Raw genomic sequence first — 24105 nt, forward strand, 5'->3', positions numbered from 1 at the left:
GAAATGAAAACAGTGATTATGGCAGGTGGACAAGGAACCCGTATTTCTTCTGTGGCGAAAGATATTCCTAAGCCGATGATAAAAATTGAAGGAGTTCCTGTACTTGAAAGAGAAATCGAATGTTTAAAGAATCAGGGATTTAATGACATTATCATTACTGTGAGTCATCTGGGAAATATTATCATGGATTACTTTGGAGATGGTACTGGAATTTCTCCAGTGACAGGCAAACCTTTTGGCGTACATATTGAGTATTACTTTGAAAAAGAGCCGCTTGGGAATGCAGGTGCACTGTTTAAAATTAAAGATAAATTAACATCAGATTTCCTCCTTTTAAATGCAGATGCGATTTTTGATGTGGATTTTAACCGTTTTGTAAATTTTCATCAGAGACATGGTGGATTGGTTACACTTTTTACACATCCGAATAGCCATCCCTATGATAGCGGATTGATTATTGCAGATAAAAGCGGTGCAGTTGAAAAATGGATAGCGAAAGAAGATGAACGACCACAGTATTACAGAAATTGTGTAAACGCAGGACTGCATGTCATCGCCCCTAAAGTTTTGGAATTAGCTAATATTGATGCTGATTCAATAGGTAAGATGGGGGAGAATGGTAAACCTGTAAAGGTTGATCTGGATAGGCAATTGCTGAAACCATTAGCAGGAACTGGAATGATGTTCTGCTATGCTAGTCCAGAATATGTTAAGGATATGGGTACTCCGGAGCGGTATTATTCAGTATGTGCAGATTATAAAGAGGGAAGAGTGTCAGGTAAAAATCTAAAAAACAAACAGAAAGCAATATTCCTTGATCGTGATGGAACTATTAACAGGTATGTTGGATTTCTTCGGAATATAGATGACTTTGAATTGATTGATGGCGTTGCAGCAGCAATTCGTAAAATCAATGAAGTTGGATATCTGGCTATTGTAGTGACAAATCAACCGGTTGTTGCTCGAGGTGAAGTATCTTTTGAGGAACTGGAAGAGATTCACAATAAAATGGAGACGATTCTTGGAAAAGAAGGAGCATATCTTGATGCGGTTTATTATTGTCCGCATCATCCGCATAAAGGATATGAAGGAGAACGTTCGGAACTAAAAATTAATTGTGATTGTCGTAAACCGAATCCAGGAATGTTATTAAAAGCAGCAGAGGATTTTAATATAGATTTGGCACAATCGTGGATGATAGGTGATAGTGAGAGTGATGTCAAAGCGGGCATTAATGCTGGATGCAAGACAGTATTGCTCAATAATAAGGATGAAGACTATGGGCAGACCATTACTGTAGATTCTTTGAGCAAGTTTGTAGCTAATTATATATAATGGGGTAAATGTGTGAGGGAGAAAATGAAAGAGTTGAAGAGAAATATAGAAAAATATATTACTGTTCTTTGTGAGAGATATCCCGTGCTGAAGAGTGTAGAAAATGAAATTTCTAAAGCATATCTTCTGCTAGAAGAATCGTATAAAAATGGTGGAAAACTGTTAATAGCTGGAAACGGTGGTTCAGCGGCTGATGCAGAGCACATTGTAGGTGAGCTAATGAAAGGATTCAAACTTTCTAGAAAACTGCAAGCGGACTTTGCCGATAAACTAATCAAAGAAAATTCTGAGTTTGGAACCGTACTAGCGGAAAATTTACAGGGAGCACTTCCGGCTATTGCTTTGGATGGTCATCCAGCACTTTCTACTGCATATATGAATGATTGTGAACCAGTTCTTTGCTTTGCTCAGCAAGTTTACGGTTATGGTAAGGCTGGAGATGTATTTTTAGGTATTTCTACGAGTGGCAATAGCAAGAATATACTGTATGCGGCAACTACTGCGCGTGCAAGAGGTATGAAAGTAATTGGTTTGACAGGGGCTAAAAATAGCAAATTGGATCAGATGTGCGATGTATGTATTAAGGTTCCACAAACAGAAACTTATAAGATTCAAGAATTGCATCTTCCGGTTTACCATTGCTTGTGTTTAATGCTTGAGAACGAGTTTTTTGAGAAAGGAAATTAAAATGAGAGTAGTATTTATATCACAGGCGGTTTTAAATAAGAATAATGGAGGCGGACAATTTGTAAGGAGCTTGAGCGGTTTATTACGAAAGGCTGTTGGTGTTGACAATGTAACTGTTATTTCATTGCCCGACCAGAATGATACTGCGCTGTATAATAGAGTAGAAAAGAACCTTATTATTTATGAAGATTCTCCTAGCAAAATACAAATGGCAAAAAATGTCTTATCTGGATGCCCTAAATGGGTGAGGACAGATATATTTGAAAAAATAGTGGCTTATATTAAGAAAGAGAAATTTGATTTCGTTTTTCTTGGTTTTTCTACATATGAGTACTTGATAAAAAAGATAAAAAAAGAAACAGGACTGCCAGTGTTTGTTATGTATCAAGGAATAACGCCAAATACTAAGAAGTCTAGATTGGTTGGAGCATCTTTAATTCAAAAAATTAAAGCCTATCCATCATATCAGATGGTTTTAAAGAGAGAACGTATAAATGCAATGTTAGCGGATTGTAATATTGTTCACAATAAGAGAGAACGAGATGCTTTTTATCATTACTATAAAAAAGAACCGGAAATGTATTTGCCTGTATTTATAGCAGACAAGTTTAGCGATTATAAGGGGGAAAATCCCGGTTATAGCGATTTTTCACTTCTTTTCATTGGCAGCAATTTTGGACCTAATTTATCAGGACTCAAATGGTTTACTGAAAACGTGATGATCAAATTGCCTGAGGGAATTAGTTTATACATTGTTGGTCAAGGAATGGAAGTACTTAAAGAAGAATCAACGTATCAAAAAAATAATATTCATATTATTGGAGAAGTTGAAGACCTTGCACCGTGGTATTATTATGCGGATCTGGTTGTAGAACCGATTTTTGAAGGTGATGGAATGAAGACAAAGACCGTTGAGGCAATGATGTTTGGAAAAACAATTCTCGGTTCTGACGAAGCTTTTTGTGGATATGAGGGATTAAATAATTATTTGTGCAATACAGCAGAGGAATTTATTAAGCGAATAACCGATTATAAACAAAATGGAGTAGAAAAGTTTAATAAAGAAATCAGGGCAATTTATTTAGATAGGTACTCTGAGACTGCTGTTTTGGATACGATGAAAGAAGCAATAAGTAAATATGTCGGTGATTAATAGTAAGCTATTACATACCGGTGAGAGAAAAAATCCTGTGATGTGAAAGGGTGAAAAGAATCTAAAGTGATACGCAGGAGATGAGTAGATATGTAACTGGAGATAGTTTCCAAAATCAATTGTAACTGAAGAGTGAATTAATGATATTTATAAGTAGTGTATTTATAAGGAAAGTATGAAAATAGTATTTATTATTTTAAATTACAATACATTTCAAGAAACAAAAGACTGTGTGTTGTCTATTGAATCTAAAATTGACACACAAAATTACAAAATAGTAATTGTAGACAATCTATCGACGGATGATTCTGCTGATAAGATAGAAAAATTCATTGAACAAAAAAACAACATGATTTTGATTCGAAATACAGAAAATCTGGGATTTGCAAAAGGAAATAATGTTGGCATTGAATATGCGAAGAGAAATTATAAACCTCAGTTTATTGTGGCTTTAAATAGTGACACTGAATTGATACAGAACGATTTGGTAGAAAAGCTGGACAATGAGTATAGAAATAGTGAATTTGCATTACTAGGCCCATTAATTCTTACTGCAGATGGTCGATGTGATAATAGTCCACATTATCCTCCCACCGTTGAACATATTCAAAAAGAACTTAGAACATTTATAAGAGAAGAAAAAATTATAAAGAGAGGTTTATATAGACCTTATTGTGGGATTAGATTTTTGAGAAATTTGGTTCGGTATAAAATACTTAAAAAAGATACGCCGTTACATCGAAATATGGAATTCTATCAATATCAAAGGCAGGTGGTTCTACAAGGATGCTTTCTTGTTTTTTCTGAAAAAGCATTTGAATATATAAAAGGATTTGACGAAAGAACATTTTTATATTATGAAGAACCGATTCTATATTTGAGTTTGATGAAACATGATCTAGTTACAGTTTTTGATCCTGAAATTGTAATTTATCATAAGGAAGGGCGTTCGACCAGTTCAGTCGCAAAAAAGAATAAAGATAAATTACTTTTTATAAATAAATGTTATCAGCAGTCTGCAATTATATTATTAAATATATTAAAAGAAGCCAATAAGGAGGAGCGTTAATGGTAATAAAATGTAATCGGAAGGCTCTTCCGTATAGAATCTATTTGACAATAATTTTAATAGTTGAAATGCATTATTTTAGTTTATTTACACTTCCAAAAGAGTTGGAATTTATAGTTTATACTAATAAATCAAAATGGATTGGGGCTTTATCTGTTATAGTCGCACTTGTTTGCTATAAAAGACATAAGACTGCATTGGCTAGGTACACGAAGTTTTTAAAAAAATATTTTATTGTAGTGCTTTTATCGATTGTATGTATATCCTTTTATACTACAATAAAGTATCCGCTGAATTCATTAATAACTACATATGGGTTTGCAAGTTATTATTTATATTCTTTTATAGTAATTCCGATTCTATATATTTTTTCTGTAGAGAATGGATATGAGAGTTTGTTTGAATTATTTAATTTTATCGCGGTTATTATGTATGTCATAGCAATAATTCAGGGAGTTGCTTATATAAAAACAGGTAATATTCTATTTAATGCATCGTCTGATTTGATTTCGGGTGGTATGATAAGAAATGGAAAGATAAGATTTAATTCTGGAGCGCTAGCATTTCTTATGATAATTTATAATTTTTATAAATTATATAATTACAGAAATGTAAAAAATAGGAAGAAATTGATTCCGATTATTTCGATTTTTTTGGGAATGCTTTCAATTTACTTTACAGGAAATTCTAGAATTATGATTTTGACATTATTGGCATCTTTGGGAATTCTTATTTTGCTTGGTGATGGATCCATAAAAAAGAAAATGATTGCATTATTTGCAATTTCTGTTGGTATCATTATTCTTTTTGAAAGTGGTATTGTTGCAAAATTCTTGAATAGTTTTTCTTCTGCAGGTGAATTTGGCGGGAGCAGTATAGCCCGTTTAGGTGCATATAAATATTATTGGGAATGTTTTTTGAAAAATCCGATTTTTGCCAATGGATTTGTTGGAGATAAAAATTACTATGACATTGTTCATGGCGCTTCAGGAATATACTATCAAACAGTGTATGTTAGATTTTTTTATGATGATGTTGGAATAGTAGGACAACTTGCTTTATTAGGAATTTTTGTTATTGGTATATATATATGGCCTGTTTTTAGAATAATAAAAATTGCTTTCAAAACATGCAAAAATAGATTTTTTTCAGATGGTAAATTAATTATGGCATTGGCTTGCTATATTTTATGTACAACACCTACGCTTATTATAATGGATTCGAGTCGTGTAATTGCATTTCCTATCATTTTAGGAATTACTGAATTTATCTTTGGAAAGTACTTAGAAGGAAATAGATGAATGTGACGGAATATAGAGCATATTAGGAGCAAATTTTAAAATCAGATATTTATCATATGTTCTTACCATTTTTTGTAGGAACAGACATTGCGATGATTAATGATATAGTACAGGACGCAATAATAATTATGCGGCGATTAATTAAAATTGTCTAATTGGAAATTTAATATCTCAGATGTAACATGGAAAATATTTATAAATAATATAGAATCTCGAAATGAATTCATTAAAAGCGTTTCCGAGGATTTCAAAAGAAATTGTAGCGATAGAAAAAGATCTCTATTGGAATGGATAAAATAGAAATAAGACAAGGAGGTAAGGTGTAAATTGTTTGCTAAAGCTATATTTGTTATATTTGTGTTGTATTTGCTGGATCATTTAATTACATTTTTGTATTGTAAATTACAAGTACATAAAGACAAAAAATATGGGAATTTAATGAGTGATAAGCCACAGTATACAAACGCAGAGGTGATGAGTTATAGATTTCCTAAAAAGCAAATTAAAGCGTTATTCCATTTGTATAAGGGTTGGATTAGATATAAATTGAATCTATTAGGAAGGGTTCCTTGCCATACATATAGAAATTGGATATTAAAGCATGTATATCTTATGAAAATTTATAAAAAAGTCGTCATTTATGGAGGGTTTGAAATTTGTTTTCCATGGAAGATAGAAATTGGAGAAGGAACGATTATTGGAGATGAATGTAAATTAGATGGCCGAAATGGACTTAAAATTGGCAAGAATGTTAATTTTTCTACTGGTGCATGGGTATGGACAGAACAGCATGATATTAATGACGCAATGTTTGGGTCAAATAACTCAGGTGGATCAGTTGAAATAGAAGATTATGCGTGGATATCAAGCCGGTCGGTTATTCTTCCACACAACACAATTGGTAAAGGTGCAGTAGTTGTAGCTGGAGCTGTTGTTACAAAGTCTGTACCTGCATATACTATAGTGGGTGGGGTGCCAGCAAAGATAATCGGTCAGCGTAGTCACACTTTGAAGTATGAATTTCCTGGTATACATGAAGCATTTTGGTTAGAAAGAATAGTGGAATATGTTTAAAAATAAAAGTAAATCATTGGGAACAAATGCGGTTTTGAATGCAATTAGAAGTGGATTGTCGGTTATTTTTCCTTTGATTACTTATCCATACGCATTTAGGGTTCTACATGCAGATGGCATCGGAAAAGTGAATTATACACTTTCCATCATTGGATATTTTAGCTTGATTGCTGCTTTGGGTACATCAACCTATGCTGTAAGGGAAGGGGCAAAGCTCAGAAAAGACAAAGAAAAATTGAATGAATTTTGCAATCAGATTTTTAGTATAAGTATAGTTACATCAATTATAGCATATATACTGCTTGTTTTTTGTGCTTGCAATATTAAAGCTTTAAGTGAATATAAACAATTAATTGGTCTATTGAGCCTTTCTATAGGTTTTTCTACCTTAGGAGTAGAGTGGATAAACACTATTTATGAAGATTTTTTATATGTCACGATTAGAAGTATTGTGATTTATATACTGACATTGGTTTTACTTTTTGTTTTAGTTAAAGATCAAAATGATGCTTTGCAATATGCACTATTGACAGTTGCAAATAGTGGATTGATTTGTATATCGAATTGGTTTTATTGTAGACGTTGATTATTCCGGGGCTCTTTGAGCCACCTGTCCGGACTTTGAGAGCCACCATTCCGGAGAATGAGAGCCATATATTCCGGTAATTCAGAGCCACCTTATTGGGCTCTATTACATATATTTCCTTTATATTGTAAATACACACCTTTGGTGTGAATACAGATAAAGGAGGTCGTAAGTTATGACCAAGTATCGTGAAATCCTACGCTTGAAAAGCTTAGGATTCAGTGAGAGGAACATCGCACAAAGTTGCGGTGTATCCAGAAACACAGTCGCCAAGGTTTTGAAAAAAGCAGCGGAAATCAATCTTTCATGGCCGCTGGATTTTGACATGACCGACAGTGCGCTAGAGGAGCTGATGTTTCCTAAAGATAAGTCGGCAACGAATAAACGTATGCCAAACTTTGACTACATCCGCAAAGAACTTCTGCGGAACGGCGTAAACAAAAAGCTTCTCTGGGTAGAATACTGTGAGGAGTGCCGCATGAGCAGCGAAGAGCCTCTAATGTATTCTCAGTTCTGCTACTACATCCAGAAGGATGAAGAAAAACGCAGGGCTACCATGCATATCCCTAGAAAACCAGGTGAACAGATTGAGGTTGACTGGGCAGGTGACCCTGCTCACATCATTGATCCGGACACCGGAGAAATAACAGATGCATGGATATTTGTAGGTGTATTAACTTACAGTCAGTATGCTTTTGTAAAAGCATATATGAATGAGAAAACCGACAACTGGATCAAAGCTCATGTCCAGATGTTTGATTTCTTTGGCGGTGTCACACCTATGCTCGTTTCTGATAACTGCACAACCGCAGTGAATCATAAAAAGAGTGACTGGTACAACACTGCCTTAAACACAACTTATCATGAGATGGCAGAACATTACAATCTTGCCATCCTTCCGGCCAGAATCCGGAAACCCAAAGATAAACCGAATGTAGAGGGATCGGTAGGAAAGATATCCACATGGATAACAGCAGCCCTTCGCAATGAACAGTTTTTCTCTCTTGCAGAATTGAATGCTTCAATCCGTGAAAAACTGGATGCCTACAACGCCCGTAAATTCCAGAAAAAGGAATGTAGCAGACGCAGTTTATTTCTTGGGGAAGAAATGCCATTACTGGCTCCGTTGCCTGCTACACCTTTTGAACTGGCTGAGTGGAAACAAGCCACCGTCCAGTTTAACTATCACATCGCAGTAGACAGAATGTTCTACTCCGTGCCTTATCAGTATATCAAAAATAAGGTTGATGTGCGTATAACAGATACAACGGTTGAAATATTTTATAATCACAATCGTATTGCCTCTCACAGACGACTCTATGGAAGAAGCGGTCAGTATTCTACAGTGACAGAACATATGCCGCAGGAACACCAGAAATATCTGGAATGGAACGGTGATCGGTTCCGTAAGTGGGCTGATTCGATTGGAATTAACACAAGTAAGGTTGTCGATGCAATACTTACCTCCGGCAGGATTGAACAGCAATCCTACAGAAGCTGCATGGGATTACTGAAACTGGCAGAAAAATATTCGTCAGAAAAGCTGGAACAGGTCTGCGCTAAGGCGCTCTCATATTCCGGTAAACCCAGCTATAAAAGTATCAAAAATCTATTGGTTGCAACAAAGGATGCACCTGATACCGAATCAGAATCATCTCAAGTAGAAAAACCACACGGCATAACCAGAGGAGCCAGATACTATGGAGGTAAACAATCATGACAAATCAAAGTACAATCGATAAACTTATTGAAATGCGTCTGACTGCTATGGCAGATGCATTCCGCATCCAGATGGATGATCCTGCAATGAAAGAAGTTCCATTCGAAGATCGCTTCGGTATGCTTGTTGATGTCGAGTATAGCAACCGTAAAAACAATCGTCTGAAAAGGCTGATCCGCCAGGCTGAGTTTGAACAGCCAGATGCCAGCATCGCAGCCATCGATTACCATTCTGGACGAAAGCTGAACAAAGCACTGATCAACCGTCTGGCAACCTGTGAATACATTACAGAATACCGGAACATCTTTATTACTGGAGCAACCGGAAGTGGTAAAACTTATATGGCCTGTGCCTTTGGCATGGAAGCATGCAAGCACTATTACTCAGTACGGTATGTACGACTTCCTGATCTATTATTGGACTTACAGGCTGCCAGGGACAATGGAACTTTCTCGAATGTCCTGAAGAAATATACCAAGCCAATAGTACTGATCCTTGATGAGTGGCTGCTTCTTAAACTGACCGAAGCTGAAGCCAGGAATCTTTTTGAACTGATACATAAAAGACGTAAAAAATCTTCAACAATCTTTTGTTCTCAGTTCCGTGAAAGTGAATGGTACCAGCAAATCTGTGATGGTGAAAGTACTCTTGCCGATGCCATCATGGATCGTATTTCGTATGATTCCTATAAAATCGATATTGAAAGTGTTGACCCAGCTAAAGACCTCTCTATGAGAGAAGTATATGGACTGGATCCAGCAATGGCAAAGTAACTTAATAAACAAACTGAGGTGGCTCCGTTAGTCCGGACAGGTGGCTCTCGCCACACCGGACTGGCGGCTCTGCCGCACCGTAATATTCAACGTTACATACAAGTAAAACTTACGAAGAGTATTGAATTAAAAAGACATATAAAACCTATTCTGACAATTTTTGCGAACTCGGTGGCAACAACAATATATGTAAATGCAGACACTACTATGATTGGATTACTTTCCGGCGATTATTATGTAGGATTATATGCACTTGCAGTTAAAATTTATAATGTAATTAAAACGATGCTAGCAGCAATTTATTCGGTTGCAATACCAAGAATTTCTTTTTTAGTTGGTCAAAATGATAAAGAAAAGATTAAACAGGTGTTTACTTCGGTTTGTACTGCTTTAACAATTATATTATTGCCTGCAGCAATAGGGTTAGCTGCGATTTCAAGAGAAGTTGTTATAATAATGGGTGGAACGGAGTACTTGGATTCAGTACTTACACTTCAGATCTTGTCATTAAGTTTGATAGGTGCAGTTTTTGGAGGGCTATTTACATATTGTTTGAATATTCCTCTTGGAAGAGAAAAAATCAATGTTAAAGCAACAACAATAAGCGCTTTGGTGAATGTTGGATTGAATATTATTGTTATTCCTATATTTAAGCATAATGGTGCAGCATTTACTACGGTGGTAGCAGAGTTTTTTGTTTTGCTTTATTGTTGGTTATCGTGTAAAGATCTTAAAGATTACTTAGACATAAGCGCATTTAAGAAAAGTCTTTTTCAGTCTTTCGTTGGATGTATGACGATACTTATTGTTTCCTTTCTGGTAAAGTGTTATTGTAATGGTATTTTAGCTATAGTTGTCCTTGTGATTGTGCTTAGCATTATACTTTATGCATTGGAATTGATTTTTTTGAAAAATGAAATAGTGATGAAACTATTACAAAAGTTACGAAGATAGGACATTACCGGTGGAACGGGCAGTTCCTTTGCAATGTTTTGTACAAGGTTCATCTTGGAAATTGATTTGTTGTACATTACAAAAGCATAATTCAGGACAATGCCGTTACAGGAAAGCATAACCGCAACTGCCTGATGCCCGTAATCCTGTTTTTCCTTTAAATAGGGCAGGTGAAAATACGCATCTTCAATAGGAGGCAGAGCCCGTGACGAAGGCTTTGTCTATGAAGCAATCGTATCGTCCGCGATACAGAAAACAGGTTTTCCGGTGCGTACTGCTTCTGAGTAAATAACCACAATGACAAAACGTTTTAAGGTATTTAAAAGTAACCACATCATCCCATTTTCCGGAATTGAGAAAATGGGCAATCGTATTGTTGTAACAAGAACTGCTTTTAGCAAAATCCATGGTTTTTCCATGGTATCCTGAGATGAAAATGCTAATCAGGATACTCATAAGATGGTTGATTGCCCGGTTCGAATAAAAATTGCATAAATTAAATTTCTTAAGTTTTTTGTATATAAATGAAGAATGATGTATAGTATTGCAAGAGGCACATTCTTTCTCGTGAATGTTGCAAATGTTGGTTTGGTCACTTTCATTATACAACACATTCGAATTAAGGTTTTTTTCTTTTTTATGCAAAATTACGAAATTGCTCATTTATAGTTATAATAATTACCTCATTGTTTCGAGCACTCATAAAATTATAATTGAAAATAATTCGTATTTCTTGTAAAATTACCGTGTGTGAAACACTATACACATGCTCTTTCAGAGCCAAAGCACACGGTATATTTTAAAGCCCGACATATAGTTTATAACGAAAATAAAACAAACCCAAAAAGGAGTACAAGAAAAATGAACCTATCAAAAATACACCATATCGCTATCATCGTATCCAACTACGAATCCGCAAAGGATTTCTACGTAAACAAGCTTGGCTTCTCCGTTATCAGAGAAAACTATCGTTCAGAGCGCAGGGACTGGAAGCTGGATCTGTGTGTGGATGAACACACGGAGCTGGAGATTTTTGCAGAACCAAATCCACCGAAGCGGGTGAGCCGTCCGGAGGCTTGTGGTCTGCGTCATCTTGCTTTCTGTGTGGAGAGTGTGGAGCAGACGGTGAAAGAGCTGGCGGAGGTCGGGATTGAATGTGAGCCGATCCGTGTGGATGATTTTACCGGCAAGAAGATGACGTTTTTTCATGACCCGGACGGACTGCCGCTGGAGCTGCATGAGTAAGGGGATTGGAACAAATGACATTTCGTAAGGCAGTAAAAGATGATTTTGACAACATAAAATCTCTGTACTGGGAGCTGATCAATCAGGAGCAGGGTGATCCATCGTTTCCACATTGGAAGAAAGGTATCCATCCTTCTGATGAAATGCTGCATAATAGTATTGATAAGAAAGAACTGTATGTTCTGACATATGGCGGCGAGATGACCTTCAAAATGTATGAGCTGGTTTTGTGATCTATGGGTGAGAAAAGAGCGTATAAACCAAGAAGGCCCGGCGGTGGCCGCAGGAAATCTAAGCCGGAGTATGATGCCGGGAAGATCCTGAAGGAGCTGATGGATCCGGCTGTTGTGCTTTATGATGCCGGGATGTCTTTGCAGGCTATTGCAGATGAGCTGGGGCTGAACCCGATCAAGGTTCGGAAGCTGCTTATCACGGCTGGTGTGTATGCATCGGATGTGGCGGAGAAGGTGCAGGAGACCTTTGATGACTTCAGAAAAACACAGGATCATAAAGCTGCTGTCCTTTCAACTGCAAATGCTCTTGGCCTGTCCAGGTCCTCTGTTACTTCATATCTTCCGTACAAAAAGGGTGTGTATTTTCCGGGTACAGCACCGACAGATAAGATCAGTGTTGGAGCTGAACGGCAGCGGAGGTACAGAGCGATGAAGCGTTGGAGGAATGCTCTAACACTGGAAAAAAAGTAAAAAAGATAAAAGAAAAAAGAGCCCGACGCATCAGGCTCTTTCAAGGTGTTGTCCGAAGACGACCACCGCAATTCATAGCCATAATATACCATCCGGGAAGAAATTATGCAAGAGTTTTAACAAAGCTTAGCAAAAATTCTCCTACCTCTTTACGGATGCCACTGAAAAGTAGTCGGGGATTTTCTGCATTTATAAAAATAAGTTGCTGAATAGGTAAAACCTATATTATAATATAGTCATGAAAAAACTCACTGGGAGGTGCTAGTATGTTATTATTGAAAGAAGAAATTTATACTATAGATGATATATATGCTTTACCAGAGGGTGAAAGAGCAGAATTGATTGATGGCCATATGTATATGATGGCTCCACCGAGTCGCAGACATCAAAAAATTTCAATGGAGCTTTCCAGTGTTATTCGTGAATATATTCGTTTTCACAAAGGAAAGTGTGAGGTATATGCAGCTCCTTTTGCTGTCTATCTTGATGAGAAAAGTAATACCTATGTTGAGCCGGATATCTCAGTGATTTGTGATCCACATAAACTTGATGACAGAGGATGTAATGGTGCACCTGACTGGATTATAGAAATTGTGTCACCATCCAGTAAAAAAATGGATTATCTGCTAAAACTTCTGAAATATCGTTCCTGTGGTGTAAAAGAATACTGGATTGTTGATCCTGAGAAAGATCGTGTTATTGTATACAATTTTACAGGTGACGAAAGTATTAATGAGTATACTTTGGAGGATTCTGTTAAAGCAGGGATCTATGAAGAACTTGTGATTGATTTCGGAAGTATGGAATTGTAGGGGCCAATGAGTTGCCATCGCTTAAAGAAGATTATACAAAAGAAATGCCGGTTACTGTTCACTGGTAATATTCCGCGAGGTGTTTTTTGTGAGCGAAGGTCACAGAAAACCCGAGACATACCGCGCGGATTTATGCGATTAGCATAAATCCTGTGCATCGCGAAGCGTGTTGCTGAGAACGGAGTGAACAGTAACGACTGCCGCAGGTTTCGCGCCTGCGGCATTTTGCAGTTTGTATAAAAAACACAGAAAATATATTGGAAAAAGAGCGGGAAAAGGGTATAATGTCAGAGAAAGTGTGATTGATAAAATACAGACGTTTTTTTCTGCTTTGTCAGGTCATAAATAAGTGAGGCGGAGGATGTAACAATGGAACAGCAGCATATGTTTACCAACCGGATGATCCGTAATCTTCTGGTGCCGGTAGTGCTGGAACAGATTTTGAATTCGATAATGGGAACCGCAGATACCATGATGGTCAGCAATGTGGGATCTGCGGCTCTTTCTGCGGTATCGCTGGTGGATTCCATCAATGTGCTTCTGATCCAGGCTTTTTCGGCGCTGGCAGCGGGAGGCGCCATTGTCTGCGCCCAGTATATCGGACAGAGGAATTATGAGAAGGCGAACATGTCTGCCAGGCAGGTGCTTTTTATCATCACAGCGATCTCTGTAGTGGTGTCTGCAGTCTGTCTGATCTTTCAGAAGCCGCTTTTGAGGCTGATCTTCGGTGCGGTGGATGCGGATGTTATGCGTGCATCGGAAACCTATTTCTTTTTCACGGCACTGTCATTCCCCTTTATTGCGGCTTATGATTCTGCGGCTTCGATTTTTCGTGCCCAGGAGAATACCAAGGGGCCTATGACCATCTCCATGATCTCCAATATCATGAACATTGGCGGAAATGCGGTTCTGATCTGGGTTTTCCACCTTGGTGTTGCAGGAGCGGCGATCTCCACACTGGTTTCCCGTATTTTCTGTGCAGTGGTTGTTCTCTGGCAGTTGCGTAAGGATCGTCAGCCTGTCGTTGTGAAGGATTACCTGAAGATCCGCCCGGACTGGAGCATGATCGGACGTATCCTGGGACTTGGGATCCCTTCGGGAATTGAGAACAGTATGTTTCAGCTTGGAAAGCTTGCCATCCAGTCTACGGTTTCCACACTGGGAACAGCAGCCATCGCAGCGCAGGCAATGACCAATATCCTTGAGAACCTGAATGGTATCGCGGCCATCGGAGTAGGTGTGGGCCTGATGACCATCGTAGGCCAGTGTCTTGGTGCCGGCCGCAAGGATGAGGCGGTCTATTACATAAAAAAACTCTGCGTCATTGCAGAGGCAGTTATTATCGTAAGCTGTCTGATCGTGTATATTTTGATCAGACCGGTGACGATCCTTGGCGGAATGGAGCGTACCAGTGCGGAAATGTGCATCCACATGATCACATGGATCACCATCGTAAAGCCTGTGGTATGGACAATGGCGTTCGTGCCGGGGTATGGTCTTCGTGCAGCCGGTGATGTGAAGTTTTCCATGATCACCTCCTGCTGTACCATGTGGGCATGCAGGTTCTGTCTCTGTGTTTTCCTGATCCGTGTCCTGGGTTTCGGGCCTATGGGTGTCTGGATCGGAATGTTTGCAGACTGGACTGTTCGTGGAATCATTTTTACCTGGCGTTTCCACAGCCGCAAATGGCTGGAGCACAAGGTAATCTGAAAGGGAGGGCATCGTATATATGAAGAATGGACTGGAAGACCAGTATGTCATAAAAAACAACAAGCGCCTCCGTTATGGCTACACAACAGGCTCCTGTGCAGCCGGGGCAGCCAGGGGTGCAGTCCGGATGCTGCTCTCGGGAGAGACTCTTTCCGAGGTAGAGCTTGATACCCCAAAGGGGATCACTCTCACATTACAGCTTCACGATATTACCCGGGGCGAAACCTATGTCTCCTGTGCGGTACAGAAGGATGCAGGGGATGATCCGGATACCACCAACGGGATCCTGGTCTATGTAAAAGCGGAGAAGTTTTCTGTTTCAGCGGCAGAACAGGCCGGGCAGGAACGGAAAACAGAGAGATCCCGGCCTCAGATCATCCTGGACGGAGGAATCGGTGTGGGGCGTGTCACCAAGCCGGGACTTTCCCAGAACGTGGGGGAGGCGGCCATCAATCCGGTTCCCAGAGCCATGATCCTGCGGGAAGCCGAAGAGGCGGCCCAGGAATATGACTACGAGGGCGGTCTGAAGCTTACCGTATCCGTCCCTCAGGGGGAGGAGATCGCGAAGAAAACCTTTAATCCCCGTCTTGGCATTCTTGGCGGGATCTCCATACTTGGAACCAGCGGGATCGTAGAGCCCATGAGTGAGAAGGCTCTGATCGAAAGCATCCATGTGGAGATGAAGCAGCATTTCTGTCAGGGAGAAAACTATATCCTGGTGACACCGGGGAATTACGGTGCGGATTATCTCAGGGAGCATATGTCCATTCCCTTTGAGAACAATATCAAGTGCAGCAATTATGTAGGGGAGACCATTGACATGGCCATTGATATGGGCGTAAAGGGCATTCTTTTTGTGGCTCATATCGGTAAGTTTGTAAAGGTTGCCGCCGGGATCATGAATACCCATTCCCATTGTGCTGACGGAAGGATGGAGGTTCTCTGTGCAAGTGCCATCCGTGCAGGGGGCTCTCTGGAATGTGCCAGAGAGATCCTGGAGGCGGGGACTACGGATGAGGCGCTGGCTGTTCTTGACAGCTATGGTATCCTGAAAGAGACTATGGCTGTGGTCATGGAGAAGATCCAGTTTTATCTGGACCACAGATCCTATGAGCAGATCCTTCTGGGTGCGGTGGTGTTTTCCAATGTATACGGACTGCTGGGGCAGACCCGGGATGCAGAGGAGCTGATCCATAAGATACAGGAGCAGGCAGTCGGGGTGGATGATATTTCATGACAGGAAACCCCGGTCCGGATGGAATTTTTTTAATTTCAGGACAAAATTTGATATAAATAACAGACAGGTTTTATCCTGTCCGGAAAATATAGCTAGGAGGAAAGAAATATGGCAGGTAAATTATATGGTGTAGGGGTAGGACCGGGAGATCCGGAGCTTCTTACCTTAAAAGCACTTCGTCTTGTAAAGGAGGCAGAGGTGATCGCACTTCCGGGACAGGTTCCGGAGGATACGGTAGCGTTTAAGATCGTGGAGGGGGCTTATCCGGAGCTTGGAAAGAAGGAGCTTCTTGCAGTTCCTTTTCCGATGTCCAAGGATCCGGAGGTGCTGAAGAGCTATCACGATGCAGGAGCAGATAAAGTCAAGGCTGTCCTGGACCAGGGTAAAGACGTGGTATTTCTCACACTGGGAGATCCTACCGTGTATTCCACATATCTCTATATCCATCACAGACTTGTGGCGCAGGGCTATGAGACGGAGATCGTCTGTGGCATCACATCCTTCTGTGCAGTTTCCGCCCGTCTGAACACCGGACTTGTGGAGAAGGCAGAGCCTCTTCACGTGATCCCGGCTTCCTATCAGATCGAGGATGCGCTGAAGCTTTCCGGTACCAAGGTCCTTATGAAGACCGGAAAGAAAATGAGGGATGTGAAGGCGGAGCTTCTTTCCCAGGGAGCAGAGGCCATGATGATCGAAAACTGCGGAATGCCGGACGAAAAGATCTACCGGACCGTGGAGGAGATCCCTGAGGATGCAGGATATTATTCCCTGATCATTATCAAAGAAAACAAAGACAGAAGAGAGGAATAGATTATGGTACATTTTGTAGGAGCAGGTCCGGGAGCACCGGATCTTATTACAGTAAGAGGTAAACAGTATCTGGAAGAGGCAGATGTGATCATCTATGCGGGATCTCTTGTAAATCCCCAGCTTCTGGAGTATTCCAAGGATGTGTGCACCATCCATAACAGTGCAAAGATGACCCTTGAGGAAGTGATCTCTGTTATGGAGAGAGCAGAGGCTGAAGGTAAGATGACCGTTCGTCTCCACACCGGCGATCCATGTATCTATGGTGCGATCCGTGAGCAGATGGATATCCTGGATGAAAAGGAAATCCCCTATGATTCCTGCCCGGGTGTCAGTGCCTTCTGCGGAGCTGCATCTGCACTGAACCTGGAGTATACACTTCCGGATATTTCCCAGAGTGTGATCATCACAAGAATGGAAGGAAGGACACCGGTGCCGGCAAAAGAGAGCATTCAGTCCTTTGCCGCTCATAATGCGACTATGGTTATTTTCCTCAGTACAGGTATGCTGGAGGAGCTGAGCCGCAGACTGGTGGAGGGCGGATACTGTGAGGATACACCGGCTGCCATCGTCTACAAGGCAACCTGGCCCGATGAGAAGAAGTTTATCTGTACAGTGGGTACTCTGGCGCAGACAGCAAAAGAGAACAAGATCACAAAAACAGCGCTTATGCTGGTAGGTGATGCGGTCAATGCTGCAAGCTATGACAGATCCAAACTGTATGATCCGGGCTTTACCACAGAGTTCCGTGAGGCTACGAAATAAAATATGAACATTTCCATCATTTGCTTCAGTATGACAGGGCTGGAGACAGGGGAAAGGCTTCAGAGGGCTCTGGAAAAAGAGGGTGAGAATGTCACCCTTGCAAAAAAGAGCCGGTACCTTCCGGATCCGATCTCTGTTTCCACCTCCCAGTGGGCAGGGGAACAGTTCCGGACAGGAAAAGAGGGCGTGATCTTTATTGGCGCCTGCGGGATCGCAGTGCGCAGTATCGCACCTTACATTGCCGGAAAAAAGACGGATCCGGCTGTGCTGGTGATTGATGAGTGCGGAAAATTTGTCATTGCTCTTCTTTCCGGACATCTGGGCGGAGCCAATGAGCTGGCTCTTCGCTGTGCCGGATATCTTAAGGCGGAGCCGGTTGTGACAACAGCCACAGATCTTCACAGCCGTTTTGCAGTGGATGTTTTTGCAAAAAAGAATGGCTGTGCTATTTTTCATATGAAGGCTGCAAAGGAGGCTTCTGCGGCCCTTCTTGCAGGAGAGAGCGTTGGCTTTTACAGTGAGTTTCCATGGGACGGAGAGCTGCCGGAGGGTCTGGTGCTTTGCGGAAAAGACGGAAGGCCCTCAGCTGCAGCGGATCCGGGGAATGGTGAGAAAGCCGGTGAGGCACCGGAAACAGGTATTGCGGTGACGATCCACAGAGGCTGCCTGCCCTTTAAAAATACAGTCCATGTGGTGCCGCCCTCTGCAGTTCTGGGAATGGGCTGCCGCAGGGGAAAGGATGCAGCCTCCATCCGGAAGGCGGCAGAGGAATGTCTGAAGGAATCGGATGTTTACAGAGAAGCACTGAGAGCCATTGCCAGTATCGATCTGAAGAAAGAAGAGGTGGGACTTCTTTCTCTGGCAGAAGTCTGGCAGCTTCCGTTTCTGACCTTTACAGAGGAAGAGCTGAAGGCAGTGCAGGGTGAATTTACCCCGTCACAATTTGTAAAAAAGATAACAGGTGTAGAGAATGTCTGTGAGAGAAGCGCGGTTCTGGGTTGCGGACAGGGTACACTGATCAGAAAAAAAACAGGCCGGGACGGTGTGACCACCGCCCTTGCAGCCGGAAATCGGAGGATACGTTTTGAGTAAGATTTATGTTGTAGGAATTGGCCCGGGTGCGTATGACCAGATGACTGGAAGAGCGATCCGTGCATTAAATGAAAGTGATGTGATCATCGGTTACACGGTGTATGTGGATCTTGTAAAGGAGTATTTTGCAGGCAAAGAGTTCATGACCACACCGATGAAAAAAGAGGTAGACCGCTGTGTACTTGCTTTTGACGAGGCAAAAAAAGGAAAAACCGTTTCCATGATCTGCAGTGGTGACGCCGGTGTCTACGGTATGGCAGGTCTGATGTATGAGGTGGGAGAAAACTATCCGGATGTGGAGCTGACCATTATCCCGGGTGTGACAGCAGCCACAGGCGGCGCCGCAGTGCTGGGTGCACCGCTGATCCATGACTTCTGCCTGATCAGCTTAAGTGATCTTCTGACTCCGTGGGAGAAAATCGAGGCAAGGCTTCTGGCAGCAGCACAGGCGGATTTTGTGGTATGCCTTTACAATCCGTCCAGCAGAAAACGTAAGGATTATCTTCAGAAGGCCTGTGATCTGATGATGAAATACAAGTCTCCGGATACTGTCTGCGGCACGGTTGCCCAGATCGCACGTGACGGCGAGACTGCACAGGTTATGACACTGAAGGAGCTCCGTGATACAGAAGTGGATATGTTTACTACCGTTTTTGTGGGAAATTCACAGACTAAAAATGTAAACGGCAAGATGGTAACACCAAGGGGATATAAGAATGTATAAAGCCATTGTTTTTGCAGGGACCACCGAGGGCTATGCACTCTGTGAGTTCCTTGCGGAAAATCATGTTCCGGTCTATGCCTGTGCAGCTACGGAATATGGCGGCTCCCTTCTGAAGGAAAATGAATTTCTCCATGTCAGCGCCGGAAGGCTGAAAACCGAAGATATGGAGGAGCTTTTCCGGAGGGAAGCGCCGGAGATCGTTCTGGATGCCACTCATCCCTATGCAGCAGAGGTGACAAAAAATATCCGGACTGCCTGTGAGAACGGAAGCATCCGCTATCAGCGTGTCCTTCGCCCGGAGGGGGAGAAGAACAGGGAAGCCATCTATGTGGAAAGCACGGAGAAGGCGGCAGAGCTTCTTTCCGGTACAGAGGGGAACATTTTTCTTACCACAGGAAGCAAGGAGCTGTCTAAATTTACAGTGATCCCGGATTACCAGGAGAGGCTTTTTGCCCGGGTGCTGTCCATCCCTTCCGTGATCAGCTCCTGCGCGGAGCTGGGGATCGAGGGAAAGCATCTCATCGGTATGCAGGGGCCATTTTCCACAGAGATCAACGAAGCTATGCTTCGACAGTTTCAGTGCAGCTATCTGGTCACCAAGGATACTGGTCTGGCAGGTGGATTCCCGGAAAAGATGGAGGCCTGTCAGCACTGCGGCGTCATACCTGTGATCATCGGAAGACCATTGCAGGAGGAGGGGCTGTCCCTGCCGGAAGCAAGGGTATTTCTGGCAAAGCGGTTCGGCCTTACCCTGTCACAGAGGGTTTCTCTTGTAGGCATCGGCATGGGTGCGGAAAAAACACTGACTTTGGAAGGAAAGAAGGCCTTTGATGAGGCGGAGCTTCTGATCGGTGCAAAGCGTATGACAGATGCCGTACAGAGGCCGGGACAGATGGTTCTCCATGAGTACCGCAGTGATAAGATCGTGGAGTATATCAAGACACATCCACAGTACCGTACTGTAGCCATTGCCCTTTCCGGCGATGTGGGCTTCTACAGCGGTGCAAGGAAGCTGATGGATCTTCTGGACGGCGATGTCCAGGTGATCTGCGGGATTTCTTCCGTTGTTTATTTTATGGCGAAGATCGGTCTTTCCTGGGATGATGCCAGAATCGTCAGCGCTCATGGAAGAGACTGCAATCTGATTGCCCTGATCCGGCATAACCCCAAGGTTTTTTCCATTTTGGGAACAGAGGATGGGGTAGCTCTTCTGGCTTCTCGTCTGGTTGCGTATGGAATGGGTGATGTGACCCTTTATGTGGGCGAAAATCTTTCCTACGAAAATGAAAAGATCTTTCATGCCAGTGCGGCCGAGCTTACAGAATACCGGGGAGATGCGTTAAGCGTGGTAACTGCGTGCAATGAAAAGGCAGTACCTTTGCCCGCAGTTCACGGGATCTGTGATGAGGAATTTCTTCGTGGGAAGGCGCCTATGACAAAGGAAGAGGTGCGTACGGTTTCTCTGTCCAAGCTCCGGCTTCAGGAGGATTCTGTCTGCTATGATGTGGGAGCGGGCACAGGCTCGGTTTCTGTTGAGATGGCGCTGCGTGCCTGGAAGGGGCAGGTCTATGCCATCGAGAAAAAGGAAGATGCCCTTGCTCTTCTGAAGGAGAACAGGCGGAAATTTGCCACAGACAATCTGGAGATCGTGCCAGGTACTGCACCGGAAGCGATGGTGGAACTGCCTGTTCCGACACATGCCTTTATCGGCGGGTCTTCCGGAAACATGAATGAGATCATCCGGCTTCTTCTGGACAAAAATCCGGGAGTACGGATCGTGATCAACTGCATCACCCTGGAGACGGTGACGGAAGCCATGAATGCCATCCGGGATTTCAGCCTGACGGATGTGGATATCGTACAGCTGTCTGCGGCAAGATCCAAATCTATCGGAAGGTATCATATGATGATGGGTGAGAATCCGATCTATATCATTTCCTGCAGCGGAAGAGGGGAGGAGATTTAGGTGAAGATCCCGAGAATACTTCTTGCGGCAGGTGCCAGCGGAAGCGGAAAAACCCTGATCACCTGCGGGCTGCTTCAGGCGCTGGTGAACCGTGGCCTTAAGGTGGCTTCTTTTAAATGCGGCCCGGATTACATAGATCCTATGTTCCACAGCCGTGTGATCGGTACAAGATCCCGAAACCTGGATACGTTTTTTACAGATGGAGACAGAACCCGGTATCTTCTGGCAAAGAACGCATCGGACTGTGAGATCGCAGTGATGGAGGGAGTCATGGGGTATTATGACGGTGTAGGAGGGATCACCTCCAGAGCCAGCGCCTATGATCTGGCCTCCACCACAGATACACCGGTGATCCTGATCGTAAGCAGCCGTGGCATGAGTGTTTCCCTGGCTGCCTATGTAAAGGGCTTTCTGGAATACAAAAAGGACAGTCATATCTGCGGCGTGATCTTTAACCAGATGTCTCCCATGCTGTATCCCAGGATGAAGAAGCTTCTGGAAGAGGGGCTTTCCGTAAAGGTGCTGGGATATGTTCCGAAGGTGGAGGACTGTGTGATCGAAAGCCGTCATCTGGGGCTGGTGCTTCCGGAGGAGATCCCGGAGCTGAAAAGCCGTCTGCAGAAGCTTTCTGAGGTACTGGAGAAAACCCTGGATATCGATGGGATCCTGGAGCTTGCAGGGGAAGCACCGGAGCTTGCGGCACCGGAGACGGAAATGCTGATACAGAAGGATACTGCCTTCGGATACCGTACAGAGGAAAAGGTGCGGATCGGTGTGGCGGATGATGAAGCCTTCTGCTTTTTCTATGCGGATAATTTAAATCTTCTGGAGCAGATGGGAGCGGAGCTGGTACGTTTTTCCCCCATTCATGACAGAGAGCTTCCGGAGGATCTGGACGGGCTTCTTTTAAGCGGCGGTTACCCGGAATTAAACGGGGAGGCGCTGGAAGAAAATCAGGAAATGTGCACCCGGATCCGGGAAGTCATCCTGGACGGAATGCCTTGTCTGGCAGAATGTGGCGGATTCATGTATCTTCATCAGGAGATGGAGGATATGGAAGGAAAGCAGCGCAGAGTCTGTGGGGTGATCCCTGGAAGGGCTTACCGGACACCGAAGCTGAACCGGTTCGGCTATATCACCCTTACGGAAAAACAGGATACCGGACTTGGTGAGATCCCGGCTCATGAATTCCATTACTTTGATTCCACAGATTGCGGAGAGGATTTTCATGCGGCAAAGCCGGCATCTAAAAGAGGATGGGATTGTATCCATGACCGGGGCGGGCTGATGGCAGGATTTCCGCATCTTTATTATTACGGAAATCCCAGGGTTCCGGCACGCTTTCTGAAGAACGCACTGGAATATAAGAAAAAACGGAGGCAGAAAAAAGATGCTGAAATATAGTCTTCCTGCACTGGTCATAGGATTTGTGCTGGATCTTCTGATCGGAGATCCCAGATGGCTTTATCATCCGATCTGTGTCATCGGCAATCTGATCGCAGTGCTGGAAAAGGTGATCCGGAAGATTTTTCCGAAAAATCACGGCGGTGAGCTGACAGGAGGCTTTCTGATCGTAGTGCTTGTCTGTCTGTTCAGCGGCGGGGTGCCGCTTCTGGTGCTTTATTATCTTTACCGGTATCTGCCGGTGGCCGGATTTGTGCTGGAGGTTTTCTGGTGCTATCAGCTTCTTGCCACCCGTTCCCTGAAGGATGAAAGTATGAAGGTTTATGACCGGCTGAAAAACGGAACTCTGGACGAGGCACGCTATGCGGTGTCCATGATCGTAGGCCGTGATACCAGAGAGCTTACGGAAACCGGCGTGACAAAGGCTGCCGTGGAAACCGTTGCGGAAAATGCATCCGACGGCGTGATCGCTCCCATGCTTTATATGGCTATCGGCGGGGTGCCGCTGATGTTTTTGTACAAGGGTATCAATACCATGGATTCCATGCTTGGATATAAAAATGACAAATATCTTTATTTCGGCCGTATTGCGGCAAAGCTGGATGATGTGGCCAATTATATCCCTGCCAGGATCTCCGGATGGCTGATGGTGGCAGGAACTGTTTTTACAGGAATGGATACAAAAAATGCGGCAAAGATCTACAAACGTGACCGGAGAAATCATGCAAGCCCCAACTCTGCTCAGACAGAGGCTGCCATGGCCGGAGCGCTGGATGTACAGCTTGCGGGAAATGCATATTATTTCGGGAAATTATATGAAAAACCCACGATCGGGGATCCGATCCGCCCGGTGGAGCCGGAGGATATCAAAAGAGCTAACCGGCTGATGTACGCGGCATCCATACTGGGTGTGGTTGTATTTGGACTGCTCAGTGCGGGGATCCGGTTCGGGTTATTAAGGTAACAATAAATACAGACAGGAGAATG

24 protein-coding genes are annotated in these 24105 nt (G+C 42.9%); 23 read left to right on the forward strand and 1 reads right to left on the reverse strand.

Annotation, left to right across the window (positions count from 1 at the left end):
• Positions 1 to 3 precede the first annotated feature (3 nt).
• The 10 genes from gmhB (at position 4) to V9W66_RS17995 (ending at position 10652) form a co-directional block, all read left to right on the forward strand.
• On the forward strand, positions 4 to 1335 hold the full coding sequence (gene gmhB, locus V9W66_RS17950) for a D-glycero-beta-D-manno-heptose 1,7-bisphosphate 7-phosphatase (RefSeq protein ID WP_144096120.1): 1332 nt from the start codon (positions 4 to 6) through the stop codon (positions 1333 to 1335).
• A gap of 24 nt (positions 1336 to 1359) precedes the next feature.
• Positions 1360 to 2022: a D-sedoheptulose-7-phosphate isomerase gene (locus V9W66_RS17955; RefSeq protein WP_144096122.1), complete on the forward strand. Its 663-nt coding sequence runs from the start codon at positions 1360 to 1362 to the stop codon at positions 2020 to 2022.
• A 1-nt stretch (position 2023) separates the two neighbouring features.
• The gene (locus V9W66_RS17960; protein WP_144100633.1) at positions 2024 to 3175 is read left to right on the forward strand and encodes a glycosyltransferase; all 1152 of its coding nucleotides are present in this window, start codon (positions 2024 to 2026) and stop codon (positions 3173 to 3175) included.
• 175 nt (positions 3176 to 3350) lie between these two features.
• Positions 3351 to 4244, forward strand: a complete 894-nt coding sequence (locus V9W66_RS17965; protein WP_144100631.1) for a glycosyltransferase — start codon at positions 3351 to 3353, stop codon at positions 4242 to 4244.
• Complete coding sequence (locus V9W66_RS17970) at positions 4244 to 5545, forward strand: hypothetical protein (RefSeq protein WP_144100629.1); 1302 nt, start codon at positions 4244 to 4246, stop codon at positions 5543 to 5545. The genes V9W66_RS17965 and V9W66_RS17970 overlap by 1 nt, the downstream gene beginning before the upstream one ends.
• A 327-nt stretch (positions 5546 to 5872) precedes the next feature.
• The gene (locus V9W66_RS17975) at positions 5873 to 6619 is read left to right on the forward strand and encodes an acyltransferase (RefSeq protein ID WP_243121609.1); all 747 of its coding nucleotides are present in this window, start codon (positions 5873 to 5875) and stop codon (positions 6617 to 6619) included.
• Positions 6612 to 7205, forward strand: a complete 594-nt coding sequence (locus V9W66_RS17980) for an oligosaccharide flippase family protein (RefSeq protein WP_144093184.1) — start codon at positions 6612 to 6614, stop codon at positions 7203 to 7205. The genes V9W66_RS17975 and V9W66_RS17980 overlap by 8 nt, the downstream gene beginning before the upstream one ends.
• Positions 7206 to 7380: 175 nt before the next feature.
• Complete coding sequence (gene istA, locus V9W66_RS17985; protein ID WP_144094096.1) at positions 7381 to 8925, forward strand: IS21 family transposase; 1545 nt, start codon at positions 7381 to 7383, stop codon at positions 8923 to 8925.
• Positions 8922 to 9698 carry an IS21-like element helper ATPase IstB gene (gene istB, locus V9W66_RS17990; protein ID WP_008369148.1) on the forward strand — a complete coding sequence of 259 codons (777 nt, stop codon included), beginning with the start codon at positions 8922 to 8924 and terminating at the stop codon, positions 9696 to 9698. The genes istA and istB overlap by 4 nt, the downstream gene beginning before the upstream one ends.
• Positions 9699 to 9716: 18 nt before the next feature.
• Positions 9717 to 10652 carry an oligosaccharide flippase family protein gene (locus V9W66_RS17995; RefSeq protein WP_439362796.1) on the forward strand — a complete coding sequence of 312 codons (936 nt, stop codon included), beginning with the start codon at positions 9717 to 9719 and terminating at the stop codon, positions 10650 to 10652.
• 221 nt (positions 10653 to 10873) lie between these two features.
• Here the strand turns inward: V9W66_RS17995 and V9W66_RS18000 are convergent, their stop codons facing one another.
• Entirely contained in the window at positions 10874 to 11071 is a 198-nt protein-coding gene (locus V9W66_RS18000) for a hypothetical protein (RefSeq protein WP_243121787.1), read from the reverse strand.
• A 442-nt stretch (positions 11072 to 11513) separates the two neighbouring features.
• Between V9W66_RS18000 and gloA2 the strand changes: the two genes are divergently transcribed.
• The 13 genes from gloA2 to cbiB all read left to right on the forward strand — a co-directional run bounded on the left by gloA2 (position 11514) and on the right by cbiB (position 24082).
• Positions 11514 to 11897 (forward strand): SMU1112c/YaeR family gloxylase I-like metalloprotein, encoded by a 384-nt coding sequence (gene gloA2 / locus V9W66_RS18005; protein WP_144094820.1) that lies wholly within the window; start codon positions 11514 to 11516, stop codon positions 11895 to 11897.
• Positions 11898 to 11911: 14 nt separating this feature from the next.
• On the forward strand, positions 11912 to 12130 hold the full coding sequence (locus V9W66_RS18010; RefSeq protein ID WP_144094822.1) for a hypothetical protein: 219 nt from the start codon (positions 11912 to 11914) through the stop codon (positions 12128 to 12130).
• 3 nt (positions 12131 to 12133) lie between these two features.
• Complete coding sequence (locus tag V9W66_RS18015) at positions 12134 to 12601, forward strand: hypothetical protein (RefSeq protein WP_144094824.1); 468 nt, start codon at positions 12134 to 12136, stop codon at positions 12599 to 12601.
• 266 nt (positions 12602 to 12867) lie between these two features.
• Positions 12868 to 13413 (forward strand): Uma2 family endonuclease, encoded by a 546-nt coding sequence (locus V9W66_RS18020; RefSeq protein ID WP_144094826.1) that lies wholly within the window; start codon positions 12868 to 12870, stop codon positions 13411 to 13413.
• Between the two features lie 369 nt (positions 13414 to 13782).
• A complete protein-coding gene (locus tag V9W66_RS18025; RefSeq protein WP_144093247.1) occupies positions 13783 to 15123 on the forward strand; it encodes an MATE family efflux transporter in 1341 nt (446 codons plus the stop codon).
• Between the two features lie 19 nt (positions 15124 to 15142).
• Positions 15143 to 16360 (forward strand): cobalt-precorrin-5B (C(1))-methyltransferase CbiD, encoded by a 1218-nt coding sequence (cbiD, locus tag V9W66_RS18030; RefSeq protein ID WP_144093246.1) that lies wholly within the window; start codon positions 15143 to 15145, stop codon positions 16358 to 16360.
• 108 nt (positions 16361 to 16468) lie between these two features.
• Positions 16469 to 17170, forward strand: coding sequence for a precorrin-2 C(20)-methyltransferase (gene cobI / locus V9W66_RS18035; protein WP_144093245.1), 702 nt, complete (start codon positions 16469 to 16471; stop codon positions 17168 to 17170).
• Between the two features lie 3 nt (positions 17171 to 17173).
• Positions 17174 to 17932, forward strand: coding sequence for a precorrin-4 C(11)-methyltransferase (gene cobM / locus V9W66_RS18040; protein WP_144093244.1), 759 nt, complete (start codon positions 17174 to 17176; stop codon positions 17930 to 17932).
• A gap of 3 nt (positions 17933 to 17935) precedes the next feature.
• A complete protein-coding gene (locus tag V9W66_RS18045; protein ID WP_144093243.1) occupies positions 17936 to 19024 on the forward strand; it encodes a cobalt-precorrin 5A hydrolase in 1089 nt (362 codons plus the stop codon).
• Positions 19017 to 19748 (forward strand): precorrin-3B C(17)-methyltransferase, encoded by a 732-nt coding sequence (gene cobJ, locus V9W66_RS18050; protein ID WP_021650567.1) that lies wholly within the window; start codon positions 19017 to 19019, stop codon positions 19746 to 19748. The genes V9W66_RS18045 and cobJ overlap by 8 nt, the downstream gene beginning before the upstream one ends.
• Positions 19741 to 21714, forward strand: coding sequence for a precorrin-6A reductase (gene cobK, locus V9W66_RS18055; protein ID WP_144093242.1), 1974 nt, complete (start codon positions 19741 to 19743; stop codon positions 21712 to 21714). The genes cobJ and cobK overlap by 8 nt, the downstream gene beginning before the upstream one ends.
• On the forward strand, positions 21715 to 23118 hold the full coding sequence (locus tag V9W66_RS18060; protein WP_144093241.1) for a cobyrinate a,c-diamide synthase: 1404 nt from the start codon (positions 21715 to 21717) through the stop codon (positions 23116 to 23118).
• Complete coding sequence (cbiB, locus tag V9W66_RS18065) at positions 23105 to 24082, forward strand: adenosylcobinamide-phosphate synthase CbiB (RefSeq protein ID WP_015524814.1); 978 nt, start codon at positions 23105 to 23107, stop codon at positions 24080 to 24082. The genes V9W66_RS18060 and cbiB overlap by 14 nt, the downstream gene beginning before the upstream one ends.
• Positions 24083 to 24105 lie beyond the last annotated feature (23 nt).

Source organism: Blautia massiliensis (ex Durand et al. 2017), from assembly GCF_051861785.1.
GTDB classification, from domain to species: Bacteria; Bacillota; Clostridia; order Lachnospirales; family Lachnospiraceae; genus Blautia_A; species Blautia_A luti_A.